Genomic DNA, 13,513 nt, shown 5'->3' on the forward strand with positions numbered 1-13,513 from the left:
CCCGATCGTCCCCGAGGCGTGGGAGCAGGCGGCCTGACCAGCAAGGATGGGTGGAAGCGGAAGATGGACAAGCAGCAGGAGTTCGTGCTCCGGACACTGGAGGAGCGGGACATCCGGTTCGTACGCCTGTGGTTCACGGACGTGCTCGGCTTCCTCAAGTCGGTGGCCGTGGCCCCGGCCGAACTGGAACAGGCCTTCGACGAGGGCATCGGCTTCGACGGCTCGGCGATCGAGGGATTCGCCCGTGTGTACGAGTCCGACATGATCGCCAAGCCGGATCCGTCGACGTTCCAGGTCCTGCCCTGGCGTGCGGAGGCCCCCGGCACGGCCCGGATGTTCTGCGACATCCTCATGCCGGACGGTTCCCCGTCCTTCGCGGACCCGCGCTATGTCCTCAAGCGCGCCCTGGCGAAGACCTCCGACCTGGGCTTCACCTTCTACACCCACCCGGAGATCGAGTTCTTCCTGCTGAAGAACAAGCCGCTGGACGGCTCGCGGCCCACCCCCGCCGACAACTCCGGCTACTTCGACCACACCCCGCAGAACGTCGGCCAGGACTTCCGGCGCCAGGCCATCACGATGCTGGAGTCGATGGGCATCTCGGTCGAGTTCAGCCACCACGAGGGTGCTCCGGGCCAGCAGGAGATCGACCTGCGCTACGCGGACGCGCTCTCGACGGCCGACAACATCATGACCTTCCGGCTGATCATGAAGCAGGTCGCGCTGGAGCAGGGCGTGCAGGCCACCTTCATGCCGAAGCCGTTCTCGGAGTACCCGGGCAGCGGAATGCACACGCACCTCTCCCTCTTCGAGGGCGACCGCAACGCGTTCTACGAGTCCGGCTCGGAGTACCAGCTCTCCAAGGTCGGCCGCTCCTTCATCGCGGGCCTGCTCAAGCACGCCGCGGAGATCTCCGCGGTCACCAACCAGTGGGTCAACTCCTACAAGCGCATCTGGGGCGGCTCGGAGCGCACCGCGGGCGCCGGCGGCGAGGCCCCTTCGTACATCTGCTGGGGCCACAACAACCGCTCCGCCCTCGTCCGCGTCCCGATGTACAAGCCCGGCAAGACGGGCTCGGCACGCGTCGAGGTCCGCTCCATCGACTCGGGCGCGAACCCCTACCTGGCGTACGCGCTGCTGCTGGCCGCCGGCCTCAAGGGCATCGAAGAGGGCTACGAGCTCCCGCCCGGCGCCGACGACGACGTCTGGGCCCTCTCGGACGCCGAGCGCCGCGCCATGGGCATCGAGCCCCTCCCGCAGAACCTCGGCGAGGCCCTGGTCCTGATGCAGCGCAGCGAACTCGTGGCCGAGACCCTCGGCGAGCACGTCTTCGACTTCTTCCTGCGCAACAAGAAGCAGGAGTGGGAGGAGTACCGCAGCGAGGTCACGGCGTTCGAGCTGCGGAAGAACCTGCCGGTGCTGTAAGGGCAGGTCACAGCGAATTTCTCGCTGATATGACGCCGCGGGGCCGACGGTCGTGGACCGTCGGCCCCGCGGCGTCTCACTGTCCCTGGGTGATCCCGTCTTGACGGTCCCCAGCACAACAGTGAATTCACCGGGCGCGCTGTCGTGAATCAGGTCGCAAGGGCCCGCGCCCGGTCCGGGGCCGCGCGCCCGCTGAAAGCCTGAAGCGCGGCCGCGGCGGCGCACGCGGTGCATCCGAGGCCCCAGAGCACGAGATAGGCGGTGCCGGAGGGAATGTCCGACGCACCGACGACCAGCGAGCCGAGGACGACGGAGGAGCACGCGCCCGCGATGCTGCCGCCCAGTGTCTTGAGGTTGTTGTAGACGGCGGTGCCGCTCGCGGCGCGGTCGGGGGCGCTGCCTTCGGCGATCACCGTGGGCAGGCCGCCCTGGGACAGGCCCATGCCGAAGCCCGCCACCGAGTAGGCCGCGATGAACAGGGGCAGATCGGTGCGGGTGAGGATCAGACCCGCGTTGCCGACAGCCGTCAGGATCGAGGCGAGCACCAGCATCCGGCGGTATCCGGTGCGGGCGCCGATGAACGGGACCAGAACGGAGGCGGCCATGCCGAGGACGCTGGGGATCACACTCCACAGGCCGATCTGCAAGGTGGTCAGGTTGAAGCCGTAGCCGCCCTCGGCCGGGTCGGCGGCCAGGTAGGTGACGGCGACGGACTGCCCGGCGAGCAGGACCGCGCCGAGCACGAACCCGGCCGCGTAGTGCGGGGCGAGTACGCGCCGGGCCATCGCGCGGACGTCGACGAGGGCGTCCGGGCGGGCGAGTTGGGTGCGCAGCCAGGCCCAGCCGAGCGCGGCCGTCAGCAGAAGCGCCCCGGACATGGGGAGTGAAGCCCAGCCCCAGGCCGTGGCGCGGGAGAGAGCACCGAGCAGGGCGACGAGGGTGAGTCCCAGCAGGACGGCGCCCGCCCAGTCCATACGCCCCGGGGCGCGGCGGCCGGACTCCGGTACGGCGCACCAGGCCAGGACCGTGCAGAGCAGTGAGAGCACTGCCAGCGCCGCGAACGCCACGCGTACCCCGCCGAAGATCCCCAGCAGCGCACCCGAAAGGGCATGGCCGAGCAGGGAGCCCAGAGTCAGGGCCGCGACCAGCAGGCCGATCGCACGGCGCGCGCCCGGTGCGTCCAGCCTGCCGCGCACGAGGCCGATCTCCAGGGGCAGCAGGGAGGCGAGGGCTCCCATCAGGACGCGGCCGGCGAGCATCGTCGGATAGCTGCCGGCGAGGGCGACCAGGAGAGTGCCGGCCGTGACGCACAGCAGCGCGATGCGCAGCACACGCCGGTGGCCGTAGAGGTCGCCGAGGCGTCCCAGGGCGGGCACGGTGACCGCCGCCGCGAGGTAATTCATGGTCATGAACCACTGGGCGTCGGCGGCGCCGACGTGCCACGTGTCCTGCACCGCCGGCAGCAGGGGTGCGTCCGCGCCCTGGACGAACCCGCTGAACAGCTCGAAGACGACCAGGACTCCGACGACGGCGCGGACGCGGACGGGAAGTTCCCCCGCCCCCGCCGACGTCGTCACGCGGCCGTCCCCGCGGACGTCCCCGTGTCCGCCAGACGGCGCTCGGCGAGCTCGGACAGCAGCGCCGCCTGCCGGTACAGCACGCGGTCGTCGAAGACCGCGCGCGGAGAGTGGTTCATCGGCGCGTCCTGCCAGTCGGCGCCCTCGGGTGCGGCACCCACCATCAGCATCGCGCCGGGGACACGCTTCAGGACGAGGGCGAAGTCCTCGGAGCCGTTGCTGGGCTGCGGGGACTCCCAGACCTCGCGCGGGTCGAACAGGTCGCGGGCGGCGGCGAGGGCGAAGGCGGTCTCGTCGGCGTCGTTGACGGTGACGGGGTAGTCGAACTTGTAGACGGCCTCCGCGTCCAGGCCGTGGGCGGCGGCGATGGAGGTCATCAGCCGGGGCAGTCCTTCGGCGAGCCGCTCCTGTGCGCTCTCGGAGTAGCTGCGCACGGTGGCCTCGAACTCGGCATGGTCCGGGATGACGTTGGACTTGGTGCCGGCGTGGAAGGTGCCGACGGTGACGACGACCGGGTCGAAGATGTTGAAGGTCCGCGTCACCCAGGTCTGCAGCGCCGTGACCATCTCGCAGGCGACCGGGATCGGATCCTTGGCGGTGGCCGGATCCGAGCCGTGGCCGCCCTTGCCCCGCACGGTCACGGCCAGCCGGTCGGAGGCGGAGGTGATGGTGCCGGAACGGGTGATCACGACACCGCCGGGCACCCGGTTGGCCGCCACGTGCAGCGCGTACGCCGCGTCGAGCGGCCGGCCTGCCGCTTCCAGCACGCCCTCCTCGATCATCGTGCCGGCCCCGTCGTGGCCCTCCTCGCCGGGCTGGAACATGAACACCACGTCGCCGTGCAGGTGCTCGCGCCGCTCGGCCAGCAGTCTGGCCGCACCGACGAGCCCGGCCGTGTGCAGATCGTGCCCGCAGGCGTGCATCCGGCCGGGAACCCCGGAGGCGTACGCCAAGCCGCTCTCCTCGGTGACGGGCAGGGCGTCCATGTCGCCGCGCAACAGGACCGCGCCGCCGGGCTTCCCGCCGCGCAGCACGGCGGTGACGGAGGTGAGTTTCCTGCCGAGGGTGACCTCCAGCGGGAGTCCGTCGAGGGCCGCGAGCACCTTCTCCTGGGTGCGCGGGAGATGGAGGCCCAGCTCCGGCTCCCGGTGCAGCGAGCGACGCAGCTGTACGAGTTCGGGCTGCAGTTCCTTGGCGCGTTCCACGACCGACATGCCGGATCGACCTCCTGGTGCTTCGTGACTGGCTGGTACGGTCCGGGCGTACCGGGTTCAGACTGAAGCTCTGGCCGGTTGGCGGGCCGAAAGCGCAGGAAACATGCGGGGAGGTGCGAAGTGGCGCAGGATTCGCGTCATTCTCTGGGTGATGTGGACCAGGCACTGGTGCACGCTCTCCAGGTCGCCCCGCGGGTGAGCTGGGCGCGGATCGGTGCCGCGCTCGACCTGGACGCCGTGACGGTGGCCCGACGGTGGCAGCGGCTGACCGAGGCCGGCGCCGCCTGGATCAGCTGCCACCCCGCCCCCGCGCTGGCCGACTCCGGGCAGGGGTGTCTGGCCTTCGTCGAGGTCGACTGCGCTCCCGGCCGCCTGTCCGACGTGGCGCGCGTGCTGGCCGCCGCACCGCATGTCGCGGCGCTCTCGCAGGTCAGTGGGGACCGCGACCTGCTGCTGAACGTCATGGCCCGCGACCTGGCCTCCCTCGCCCGGTGGACGACCGGCGAACTCGCCGCGCTGGAGGGGGTACGGGCCGTCCGCACCCACCTGGCCGGGCGGGTCCACGCGGAGGCCAGCCGCTGGCGCCTGCGCGCCCTGAGCCGGGAACAGGTCGCGGTGCTCACCGCGGACGAGCCCGCACGTCGTACGGCCGCGCCCGCCTTCCCCCTCACCGCACTGGACCATCGGCTGATCACAGCCCTCTCCGTGGACGGCCGGGCCACCTACCGCGCGCTGGCCGAGCGGTGCGACGCGAACCCGGACACCGTCCGCCGTCATGTGCGGCGGCTCTTCGCGGCGGACCTGCTGCACGCCCGCTGCGAAGTGGCCCGCCCCCTGTCGGACTGGCCGGTCGGGGTGACCCTCTGGGGCCGTGTCCCGGCCGCGCGGCTGCAGGAGGTCGCCCAGCGGATCACCGGCATGCGCGAAGTACGTCTGTGCGCCAGCGTCATCAGCCGGCACAACCTGCATCTCGTCGCCTGGGTACGCTCCCTCGACGACGCGCAACGCTTCGAGATCCGTCTTGCCGAACAGGCCCCGGACCTGAACGTCACCGACCGCGCGGTCGCCCTGGGGCCCATGAAACTCAGTGGCCATCTGCTGGACGAGGACGGCTACCGGGTCGGTGCGACACCGCTCGCGCTGTGGAAGGAAGCAGCGGTGCCGGGCCGCGACTGACGCCGTCCGGCTCAGCCGACGTACGCGGGTGACACCGCCGCCGTGCTGATCCGCCGGGGCTTTCCCGTCCCGTCGGCCGGGATCTCGTAGAGGTCCGCCCCGTAGTCGCCCGGCAGGGCGTAGACGATCGTGTGGTCGTCGCGCCAGACCGCCTGGTCGTCGACGCTGCGGGGTTCGGCGAGGGGGGTTTCGCGCATCGTGTGCAGGTCGAGGACGTACAGGTGCCAGGGGGCGTCCTTGGGGAGGCCCTTCACGCGCTTCTTGAAGGCGATGCGGGTGCCGTCGGGGGAGAGGGACGGGCATTCGACGTTCGTATGGAGGGTGGTGACCGTGCGGGTGCGGAGGTCGCCGCGGATCAGGTACGTCGCGCCCTTGGTCGCCAGCGTCGCGTAGAAGGTGCGGTCGTCGCTCGCGAACGTGATGCCCCAGAAGTTCACGTCCGCCGCGTGGTAGGTCCTGCCGTCCTTCACGACGCGATACGCCTCCAGGGACGGTGTCAGTTTCCCCGTCCGGGTGTCCACGATCGCCGCGCGGGTCGAGAAGTTCGTCCCCGCGTACGAGTCACCGCCCACGAAGGCCGTCCACGCGGCGTACCGGCCGCTGGGCGAGACGCGGGCGCGGGACGGGATGCCGGGGACGTCGTAGCGGGCCGTCTCGTGGAGGTGTGCGTCGAGGATGACGGCCCGGTAGGTGTCCTGGACCGCGCCGTGCACCGCCTGGAGGCACACACCCGTGCCCGAAGCCGCGTAGAAACGCAGGCACTTGACCTTGGAGGCCGTGCGCGGGCCCGACGGGTCGGACGCCGGGACCGTGGTCAGCTCGTCGCGGTGCGGGCCCCACGCCATGTTGCGGAAGACCATGCGGCTCTGGTCGCCGGTCAGTGCGACGGTGCCCGCGGTGATCTTCGGGCCGCCCGGCTGGGTCTGGTTCCTGCGGTCCGCGCGGGCCGAGGCATGCAGCACCGACGCCGTGGCCACGCCCGCCAGGACGACGAGCGCCGAGATCAGGACCAGGATGCGGGTACGGAGAGTCATGCTGCGAGGCCTTCTGACGGGGTGGGGCGGAGGCGGAACGAAAACAGCGAGAACACCGCGCAGACGGCGAGTGCCACGGCCGACGCCGTGAGCGCCGTACGGTCGCCCCACGCCGTCCAGGCCGCGCCGAAACCGAGCGAGCACACGAAACGGGCCAGCGCCTGACCCGTCTGGACCAGCGCGAGCCCGGACGAGCGCAGCTCCTCGGGCACGCTGTCCGAGGCCGCGGCCATCAGCACACCGTCCGTCGCCGCGTAGAAGCCGCCGTGCAGGACCAGGACGGCGTACGGCAGTGCGCTCCCGTGCCAGGACGTGAGCAGGAGGACGTACGCGAGGAGCAGGGCGCCGTGGCCGGCCAGGAACACCCGCCACCTCCCGATCCGGTCCGCGAGCCGGCCCAGCGGAACGGCCAGCAGGAGGAACGCCGCCGCCGTGCCGAGCGGCAGCAGCGCGAACCAGCGGTCGGGTACGCCCAGGCGCCGCTGGAGCAGGAGATAGACGAAGGAGTCGCTGACCGTGGCCAGGCCCAGGAGGAGGGCGCAGACGGTGAGCCGGCGCAGGGCGGGGCGACGGAGGAGGGCGAGGGCGGCGCGGAGGGTGGGGCGGGGAACATCCGTGGTGTCCGTGGTGTCCGTGATACCCGTCGTGCCCGTGGTGTTCGTGGTGACGGGTGCGCCCGCTGTTCTGCCCGGCACGAACAGCACCAGCACCAGCACACCCACCACGGCCACGCAGAAGCTCACCATGAACACCGCGTCGTAGCCGTCGACCGTGGCCCGGAGGATCAGGAAGGCCACGAGGGGGCCGAACAGCGCGCCCGCCGTGTCCATGGCCCGGTGCACGCCGAAGGCGCGGCCGCGGGTCTCCGGCGTGCTCGACAGCGAGATCAGCGCGTCGCGCGGGGCCGTGCGCAGGCCCTTGCCCGTGCGGTCCGCCGCCAGGATCAGCCCGATGGGAGTCAGGGAGTGCGCCAGCAGCAGCAACGGCTTGCACACCGCCGACAGGCCGTAGCCGAAGCCGGCGACCCACTTGTGGCGGCCGCCGCCCCGGTCCGCGAGATGCCCGCCGACCAGCCGCACCAGCGCCGAGAAGCCGTTGTAGATCCCGTCGAGGAGCCCGAAGCCCAGCGGGGACAGGCCGAGGCCGGTCACCAGGTACAGGGGCAGCACCGCCGTCACCATCTCCGAGGAGACGTCGGTGATCAGACTGACCGTGCCGAGCGCCAGCACCGTGGGCGCGACCGCGGCACGGCGCCGCCCGGCACGGGGCCGGACGGCGCCTTCCGCGGACGCCGCCGACGCCGGAGAATCCGGAGTACTGGCGCGGCTGTCCGCTACGTACATGTCAGGACGTCCAGATGCCGGTGATGTCCTTGCCGGAGGCGGCGTTGCCCGCGTGCGTGAGGCCGTGCATGTCCTCCAGCGTGCGCAGCAGGTCGTAGTGGTTGTAGGTGGTGGTGGACGAGGACCCGGCCGTCACCTGCTGGCCGTACAGCACCGTCGGGATGCGGTTGCCGCTGAGCCGGTTGTCCTCGTCGAAGGTGACGACGAGCAGGCTGTTGTGGGTCTTGGCCCAGGTCGCGTAGGCGCTGAGGTTGTTGTTCAGCCAGGTGTCACCCGTCGACACCGAGCAGTCGTGCATGTCGCTGCACAGGTTGGGGACCACGAAGGAGACCTGCGGGAGCGTCGAGTAGTCCGTCGGGAACTGGGTGAAGGTCTTCGCGGTCGACGTCGGTACGTTGCTGAAGCCGAACCACGGGTTGTGCTTACGCGCGTAGTTGCCGCTGCTGCACGTCGTCGAACCCTGGCTGGGCAGCGTCTCGTTGTAGCTCGCCCAGGTCTTGCCCGCGGCTATCAGCTCGGAGGCGAGGTTCGGGGCGGAGGAGAAGCCGGGCGTGTAGCAGCTGTCGTCCGTGATCCCCTGCGTGGCGCCGGAGAACAGGGCGAAGTAGTTGGGCTGGCTCGGGTGCGTCTCGGCGTACGACTGGGAGAGGTTGGCCCCGCCGGTCTTGAGCGAGTTGATGTACGGGGCGCTGGAGGAGCCGATCACCTGGCTGTACGCGTGGTTCTCGAAGACCACGACGACGACGTGGTCCGGGGTGGGGACCGCGGCCGCGGCGTGTGCCGGGGACGAGCCGCCGAACCCGGTCCACACCCCGACCGCGGCTGCGGTGAAGGCGAGGGCCGACGCGATGACGGCACGACTGCGGCGGTACACGTTTCTGCCGGACACTTCAGACCTCCGGTGGGGGGAGTGACGGTGGCGGTGCGGACAGAGCATGCTCACGCCAACATTCCCTCGGCCCACGTTCCCCAACCGGAGGGATGAAGAGCGGGTGAACTACTGCCGCTCGGCGGCCAGCTCGGTCAGCAGCCGGTGCAGCGGCTTCGTCGCCCGCTGTCGGTACTCCTGGATCGCCCACCCGTTCCCGTCCGGGTCCTTGAAGTACATGAACGTGGCCCCGTCCTGCGGCGAGAACGCCTGCGGCTCGCTGACCTCCAGGCCGCGCGCCGTGAGCTCCTCGTACGCCGCCTTGGCGTCCGCGACGCACAGCTGCATCCCGTGGTACGTCCCGGGCCGCGGCGTCCCCGTCGGGATCTGGAGCCCGTCGACGAGCGCGATGGAACACCCGGACCCGGGCGGCGTCAGCTGCACGATCCGTACCCCCTCCATCACATCACCGTCCAGATCGACGTGAAAGCCGACCTTGTCCCGGTAGAACTCCTTCGCCCGGTCCACGTCGGAGACCGGCAGCAGAATCACTTCGAGGGTCATGTCCATGGCGTGACTCCTTTGTCGTACGGCTCATGGCTCCCACCACAGAAGCCCACAGCGGCGCGGGGCGCCACCACGCGGACCGGGGTTAGGCTCAGGCTCGGACGACCTTGATCGGACCGGTTGTGCGACTCGTGCGACATCGGACCGGTGGTACGACCTTGATCCGACAGGAGGCCGGGGATGACGGCGCCGGGGCGCAGAAGCAGTACCTTCACGCGGCTGCTGCGGCACGGCTTCACCGATCCCTCGGCAGCCGAGCGGCTCCTGGAGAGCGACGAGCTGGAGCCGATACGGTCCGATCCGGTGCTCCTGGACGCACTGGGCGCCACCGCCGACCCTGATCTGGCGCTGCTCGGACTCGTCCGGCTCGTCGAGGTGCAGGACGGTCACACGGCCCAGCGGGAGCTGCTCGACACGCTGATCGCCGCCAAGCCGCTGCGGGACCGGCTGCTCGGCGTCCTCGGCGCCTCCGCCGCGCTCGCGGACCATCTCGTCCGGCACCCGCGCGACTGGCAGGCGCTCGTCACCTACGAGCCGCAGGACCTGCACCCAGGGGTACAGGAGTTCGAGCGGGGGCTCGCCGAGGCGACCGACCCGGTCTCGCTGCGCGTCGCCTACCGGCGCTGCCTGCTGTCCATCGCCGCGCGCGACGTGTGCGGCACCACCGACCTCGCGCAGACCGCCGCCGAACTCGCCGACCTCGCCACCGCGACCCTGCGCGCCGCGCTCGCCATCGCCCGCGCCACCGCGCCCGACGACGCCGCGTTGTGCCGGCTGGCGGTCATCGCGATGGGCAAGTGCGGGGGGCACGAGCTCAATTACGTCTCCGATGTCGATGTCATCTTCGTGGGGGAGACCGCCGACGGGGCCGATGAGCGCAAGGCCCTGCAGGCCGCCACCCGGCTCGCCTCGCACATGATGCGGATCTGCTCCGAGACGACCGTCGAGGGCAGCATCTGGCCCGTTGACGCGAATCTGCGGCCCGAAGGGCGCAACGGGCCGCTGGTGCGCACGCTCAGCAGCCATCTCGCCTACTACCAGCGGTGGGCCAAGACCTGGGAGTTCCAGGCGCTGCTCAAGGCGCGGCCCGTGGCCGGGGACCTCGAACTGGGCGAGGAGTACGTGGCCACGCTGGCGCCCCTGGTGTGGCATGCCGCCGAGCGGGAGAACTTCGTCGCCGATGTGCAGAAGATGCGGCGCAGGGTCGTCGAGAACATTCCCGCCGCCCAGATCGAGCGTGAGCTGAAGCTCGGTCCCGGGGGACTGAGAGATGTCGAATTCGCCGTGCAGCTGCTGCAGTTGGTGCACGGGCGGGCCGACACCTCGCTGCGGAGCGGTACGACGCTGGACGCGCTCAAGGCGCTGGCCGCCGGCGGGTACGTGGGGCGTGACGATGCCCTGCAACTCGACGACGCGTACCGCTTTCTGCGGTCCATGGAGCACCGGATCCAGCTGTACCGGCTGCGGCGCACCCATCTCGTACCGGAGGACGAGGCCGATCAGCGGCGCATCGGGCGGTCGCTCGGGCTGCGGTCCGACCCGGTCGCCGAGCTGAACCGCGAATGGAAGCGGCACGCGTCCGTGGTGCGGCGTCTGCACGAAAAGCTCTTCTACCGTCCACTGCTCGACGCCGTCGCCCAACTCGCCCCGGGCGAGAGCCGGTTGAGCCCCAACGCGGCGCGGGAGCGGCTGGTCGCGCTCGGATACGCCGATCCGGCCGCCGCGCTGCGGCATCTGGAGGCGCTGGCGTCCGGGGTGACGCGCAAGGCGGCCATCCAGCGGACGCTGCTGCCCGTGCTGTTGGGGTGGTTCGCGGACTCCGCAGACCCCGACGCCGGGCTGCTGAACTTCCGCAAGGTCTCCGACGCGCTGGGCAAGACCCCTTGGTATCTGCGGCTGTTGAGGGACGAAGGTGCCGCGGCCGAGAATCTCGCGCGGGTACTGTCCGCCGGGCGGCTCGCCCCCGACCTGCTGATGCGCGCGCCGGAAGCGGTCGCGCTGCTCGGCGACGGAGACGGGGGCGGACTCGAACCGCGGTCCCGCGCCCACTTGGAGCAGGAGATCCTCGCGGCCGTGGGGCGCGCCACCGGGGGTGAGCAGGCCGTCACCGCCGCACGTGGGGTGCGGCGGCGTGAGCTGTTCCGTACGGCCGCGACGGACATCGTCGCCTCGTACGGCACCGAGGAGACACCGGCCGTCGCCGACCAGGGCGCGCTCGTCGATCTGGTCGGGGGAGCCGTCTCCGACCTCACGGCGGCGACGCTGGCGGGGACGCTGCGGGCCGTGGTGCGCGACGGGTGGGGGGACACGCTGCCCACGCGGTTCGCCGTCATCGGCATGGGGCGGTTCGGGGGGCACGAGCTCGGATACGGGTCCGACGCCGATGTGCTGTTCGTGCATGAGCCCCGGGAGGGCGTGGCGGAGCAGGAGGCGTCCCGGGCCGCGCATGCCGTTGTCGCCGAGATGCGGCGGCTGCTGCAGATTCCCAGCGCGGATCCGCCGCTGCTGATCGACGCGGATCTGCGGCCCGAGGGGAAGTCGGGGCCGCTCGTACGGACGTTGAACTCGTACGAGGCGTACTACCGGCGCTGGTCGTTGGTGTGGGAGTCGCAGGCGCTGTTGCGGGCCGAAGTCGTGGCGGGGGACGTGGACTTGGGGGACCGGTTCATCGAGCTGGTCGATCCGTTGCGGTATCCGGCGGAGGGGCTGGGCGAGGACGCGGTACGGGAGATTCGCCGGCTGAAGGCCCGCATGGAGTCGGAGCGGATGCCTCGCGGCGCGGATCCCACCCTGCACACCAAGCTGGGGCGGGGCGGGCTGTCCGACGTGGAGTGGACGGTGCAGCTGCTGCAACTGCGGCATGGTTGGGCGGAGCCGGGGTTGCGTACGACGCGTACGCGGGAGGGGTTGGCGGCCGCGTGTGCCGCGGGGCTGTTGTCCGGGGAGGACGCGGCGACGCTGGACGAGGCATGGGTGCTGGCTACGCGGGTGCGGAACGCGGTGATGCTGGTGCGGGGGCGGGCGGGGGATACGTTTCCGTCGGACGGGCGTGAACTTGCCGCGGTGGGGCGGTACTTGGGGTACGGGCCCGGGCATGTGGGGGACATGCTCGATGACTATCGGCGGGTTACTCGGCGGGCTCGGGCCGTGGTGGAGGAGCTGTTCTACGGAGCGTAGGCGCTCCGCTGGTGGGGCGGTTCGGTGCGGTGCGGTTCGTCGTTGGGGGCGGGGCCGTGCCGGTACGTCCAGCCCGTCGCCGGTGGGCATTGCTGTTTGCTGCCACAGCATGAACTTGGCCATAACCCCGTATGCGACGGGCTGGACGTACCGGCACGGCCCCTTCGGTGCGTTGCCGACTGCGGGTGCGTCGTTGTACCGGGCGGGGGTGGGCGGTGCCGTGCGTCGAACGGTTCCGGGGGCGTGCTTTTAGGGGCGCGGGGAACTGCGCGCCCAGCCCCCACCGCCCCGCAGACGACGAACAACCCCGGTCATTTCAGGGGCGCGGGGAACGGCGCAATCTTTGAGGGGGGTCTGGGGGCGCAGCCCCCCGGAACGGGATGGGACGGGTAGGGGCGGCGGGGGCGAGAAAGTGCTCCTACGCCGACTGCAAGGCCCGCGCGTGGGCCAGGAATCCCTCCAGGGCCAGATCGAACGCCCGGTCCGCACGCCCCGCGCCCACCGCGTCCAGGGCGGCAGCCAGCCGTGGGGTCGTCGTGTCGTCGGGGAGTTCCCACATCGTCTCGGGGGCCGCGAGATCCAGGGCCGAGCCGAGGACCAGGTTCTCCAGGGCGATGATCACCGGCATCACGTCGGGCAGGGCGAAGCCGGCGTCCAGGAGGAGGGTGACCGCGCGCTCGTACTGCTCCAGGACGCGGGGCGCTCGTACGGGTGATGTGGTGAGGAGCGGGATCACCTTGGGGTGCGCCGCGAAGGCCGCGCGGTAGGAGCGCGCCCAGGCGGCCAGGGCCGTGTCCCAGGGGGTCAGGGAGAGGGTTCCCGTGTCGATCGCCGAGGCGACCCGTTCGCGGAGAAGTTCCACGATGCCGTCCCTGCCGTCCACATGGTGGTACACCGAGCCGGTCTGCGCGCCGAGCCGCTTGGCGATCTGCGGCACGCTGAACTCGCCCCGCTCATCGATCAGTTCGAGTGCCGTCGTGGCGATGCGCTCGCGGTCGAGGAGTGGTGTGCGCGGCCGTCCCATGATCTGTGCTCTCCCTGAGGTCTTCCCGGATGCCCAAACGGGAGGTTACATTGCGGAAACCGAAAGCCTTTAGGTTTACGAGCCCGGCAGCCCTCTCGGCGCCGGAAT

Annotated in this window: 10 protein-coding genes; 3 read left to right on the forward strand and 7 right to left on the reverse strand. The window is 71.2% G+C overall.

Features of this window, described 5'->3' with window-relative positions; all coding sequences use genetic code 11:
• The first annotated feature begins 63 nt into the window (after positions 1-63).
• Complete coding sequence (gene glnA, locus OIC96_RS34560) at positions 64-1,425, forward strand: type I glutamate--ammonia ligase (RefSeq protein WP_327428204.1); 1,362 nt, start codon at positions 64-66, stop codon at positions 1,423-1,425.
• Between the two features lie 149 nt (positions 1,426-1,574).
• Here the strand turns inward: glnA and OIC96_RS34565 are convergent, their stop codons facing one another.
• Together OIC96_RS34565 and OIC96_RS34570 are read right to left on the reverse strand one after the other, a co-directional pair.
• Positions 1,575-3,002 (reverse strand): MFS transporter, encoded by a 1,428-nt coding sequence (locus tag OIC96_RS34565; RefSeq protein ID WP_330304083.1) that lies wholly within the window; start codon positions 3,000-3,002, stop codon positions 1,575-1,577.
• Positions 2,999-4,216: a M20 metallopeptidase family protein gene (locus tag OIC96_RS34570; RefSeq protein WP_330304082.1), complete on the reverse strand. Its 1,218-nt coding sequence runs from the start codon at positions 4,214-4,216 to the stop codon at positions 2,999-3,001. The genes OIC96_RS34565 and OIC96_RS34570 overlap by 4 nt, the downstream gene beginning before the upstream one ends.
• 153 nt (positions 4,217-4,369) lie before the next feature.
• Between OIC96_RS34570 and OIC96_RS34575 the strand changes: the two genes are divergently transcribed.
• Entirely contained in the window at positions 4,370-5,392 is a 1,023-nt protein-coding gene (locus OIC96_RS34575) for an Lrp/AsnC family transcriptional regulator (RefSeq protein ID WP_330304081.1), read from the forward strand.
• Positions 5,393-5,403: 11 nt separating this feature from the next.
• Here OIC96_RS34575 and OIC96_RS34580 read toward each other — a convergent pair whose 3' ends face one another.
• From OIC96_RS34580 to OIC96_RS34595, 4 genes are all read right to left on the reverse strand, one after another.
• Positions 5,404-6,426 carry a TolB family protein gene (locus OIC96_RS34580; RefSeq protein WP_330304080.1) on the reverse strand — a complete coding sequence of 341 codons (1,023 nt, stop codon included), beginning with the start codon at positions 6,424-6,426 and terminating at the stop codon, positions 5,404-5,406.
• Complete coding sequence (locus OIC96_RS34585; RefSeq protein WP_330304079.1) at positions 6,423-7,769, reverse strand: MFS transporter; 1,347 nt, start codon at positions 7,767-7,769, stop codon at positions 6,423-6,425. Before OIC96_RS34585 ends, OIC96_RS34580 begins: the two co-directional genes overlap by 4 nt.
• A 1-nt stretch (position 7,770) precedes the next feature.
• The gene (locus OIC96_RS34590) at positions 7,771-8,658 is read right to left on the reverse strand and encodes an alkaline phosphatase family protein (protein WP_330304078.1); all 888 of its coding nucleotides are present in this window, start codon (positions 8,656-8,658) and stop codon (positions 7,771-7,773) included.
• 108 nt (positions 8,659-8,766) lie between these two features.
• Positions 8,767-9,207, reverse strand: a complete 441-nt coding sequence (locus OIC96_RS34595) for a VOC family protein (RefSeq protein WP_330304077.1) — start codon at positions 9,205-9,207, stop codon at positions 8,767-8,769.
• Positions 9,208-9,384: 177 nt separating this feature from the next.
• On the opposite strand from OIC96_RS34595, the gene OIC96_RS34600 reads away from it, so the two are divergent.
• Positions 9,385-12,381 (forward strand): bifunctional [glutamine synthetase] adenylyltransferase/[glutamine synthetase]-adenylyl-L-tyrosine phosphorylase, encoded by a 2,997-nt coding sequence (locus tag OIC96_RS34600; RefSeq protein ID WP_330304076.1) that lies wholly within the window; start codon positions 9,385-9,387, stop codon positions 12,379-12,381.
• A gap of 418 nt (positions 12,382-12,799) precedes the next feature.
• Here the strand turns inward: OIC96_RS34600 and OIC96_RS34605 are convergent, their stop codons facing one another.
• Positions 12,800-13,405: a TetR/AcrR family transcriptional regulator C-terminal domain-containing protein gene (locus OIC96_RS34605; RefSeq protein WP_330304075.1), complete on the reverse strand. Its 606-nt coding sequence runs from the start codon at positions 13,403-13,405 to the stop codon at positions 12,800-12,802.
• Positions 13,406-13,513: the final 108 nt, after the last annotated feature.

Source organism: Streptomyces sp. NBC_00775, assembly GCF_036347135.1.
Taxonomy (GTDB): domain Bacteria; phylum Actinomycetota; class Actinomycetes; order Streptomycetales; family Streptomycetaceae; genus Streptomyces; species Streptomyces lutosisoli.

What these genes read in the sequence shown, in the direction of transcription:
- OIC96_RS34570 (WP_330304082.1), bottom strand. Translation starts at nt 4,216, where the DNA reads ATGTCGGTCGTGGAACGCGCCAAGGAACTGCAGCCCGAACTCGTACAG.
- OIC96_RS34585 (WP_330304079.1), bottom strand. Translation starts at nt 7,769, where the DNA reads ATGTACGTAGCGGACAGCCGCGCCAGTACTCCGGATTCTCCGGCGTCG.
- OIC96_RS34580 (WP_330304080.1), bottom strand. Translation starts at nt 6,426, where the DNA reads ATGACTCTCCGTACCCGCATCCTGGTCCTGATCTCGGCGCTCGTCGTC.
- OIC96_RS34605 (WP_330304075.1), bottom strand. Translation starts at nt 13,405, where the DNA reads ATGGGACGGCCGCGCACACCACTCCTCGACCGCGAGCGCATCGCCACG.
- OIC96_RS34595 (WP_330304077.1), bottom strand. Translation starts at nt 9,207, where the DNA reads ATGGACATGACCCTCGAAGTGATTCTGCTGCCGGTCTCCGACGTGGAC.
- OIC96_RS34600 (WP_330304076.1), top strand. Translation starts at nt 9,385, where the DNA reads ATGACGGCGCCGGGGCGCAGAAGCAGTACCTTCACGCGGCTGCTGCGG.
- glnA (WP_327428204.1), top strand. Translation starts at nt 64, where the DNA reads ATGGACAAGCAGCAGGAGTTCGTGCTCCGGACACTGGAGGAGCGGGAC.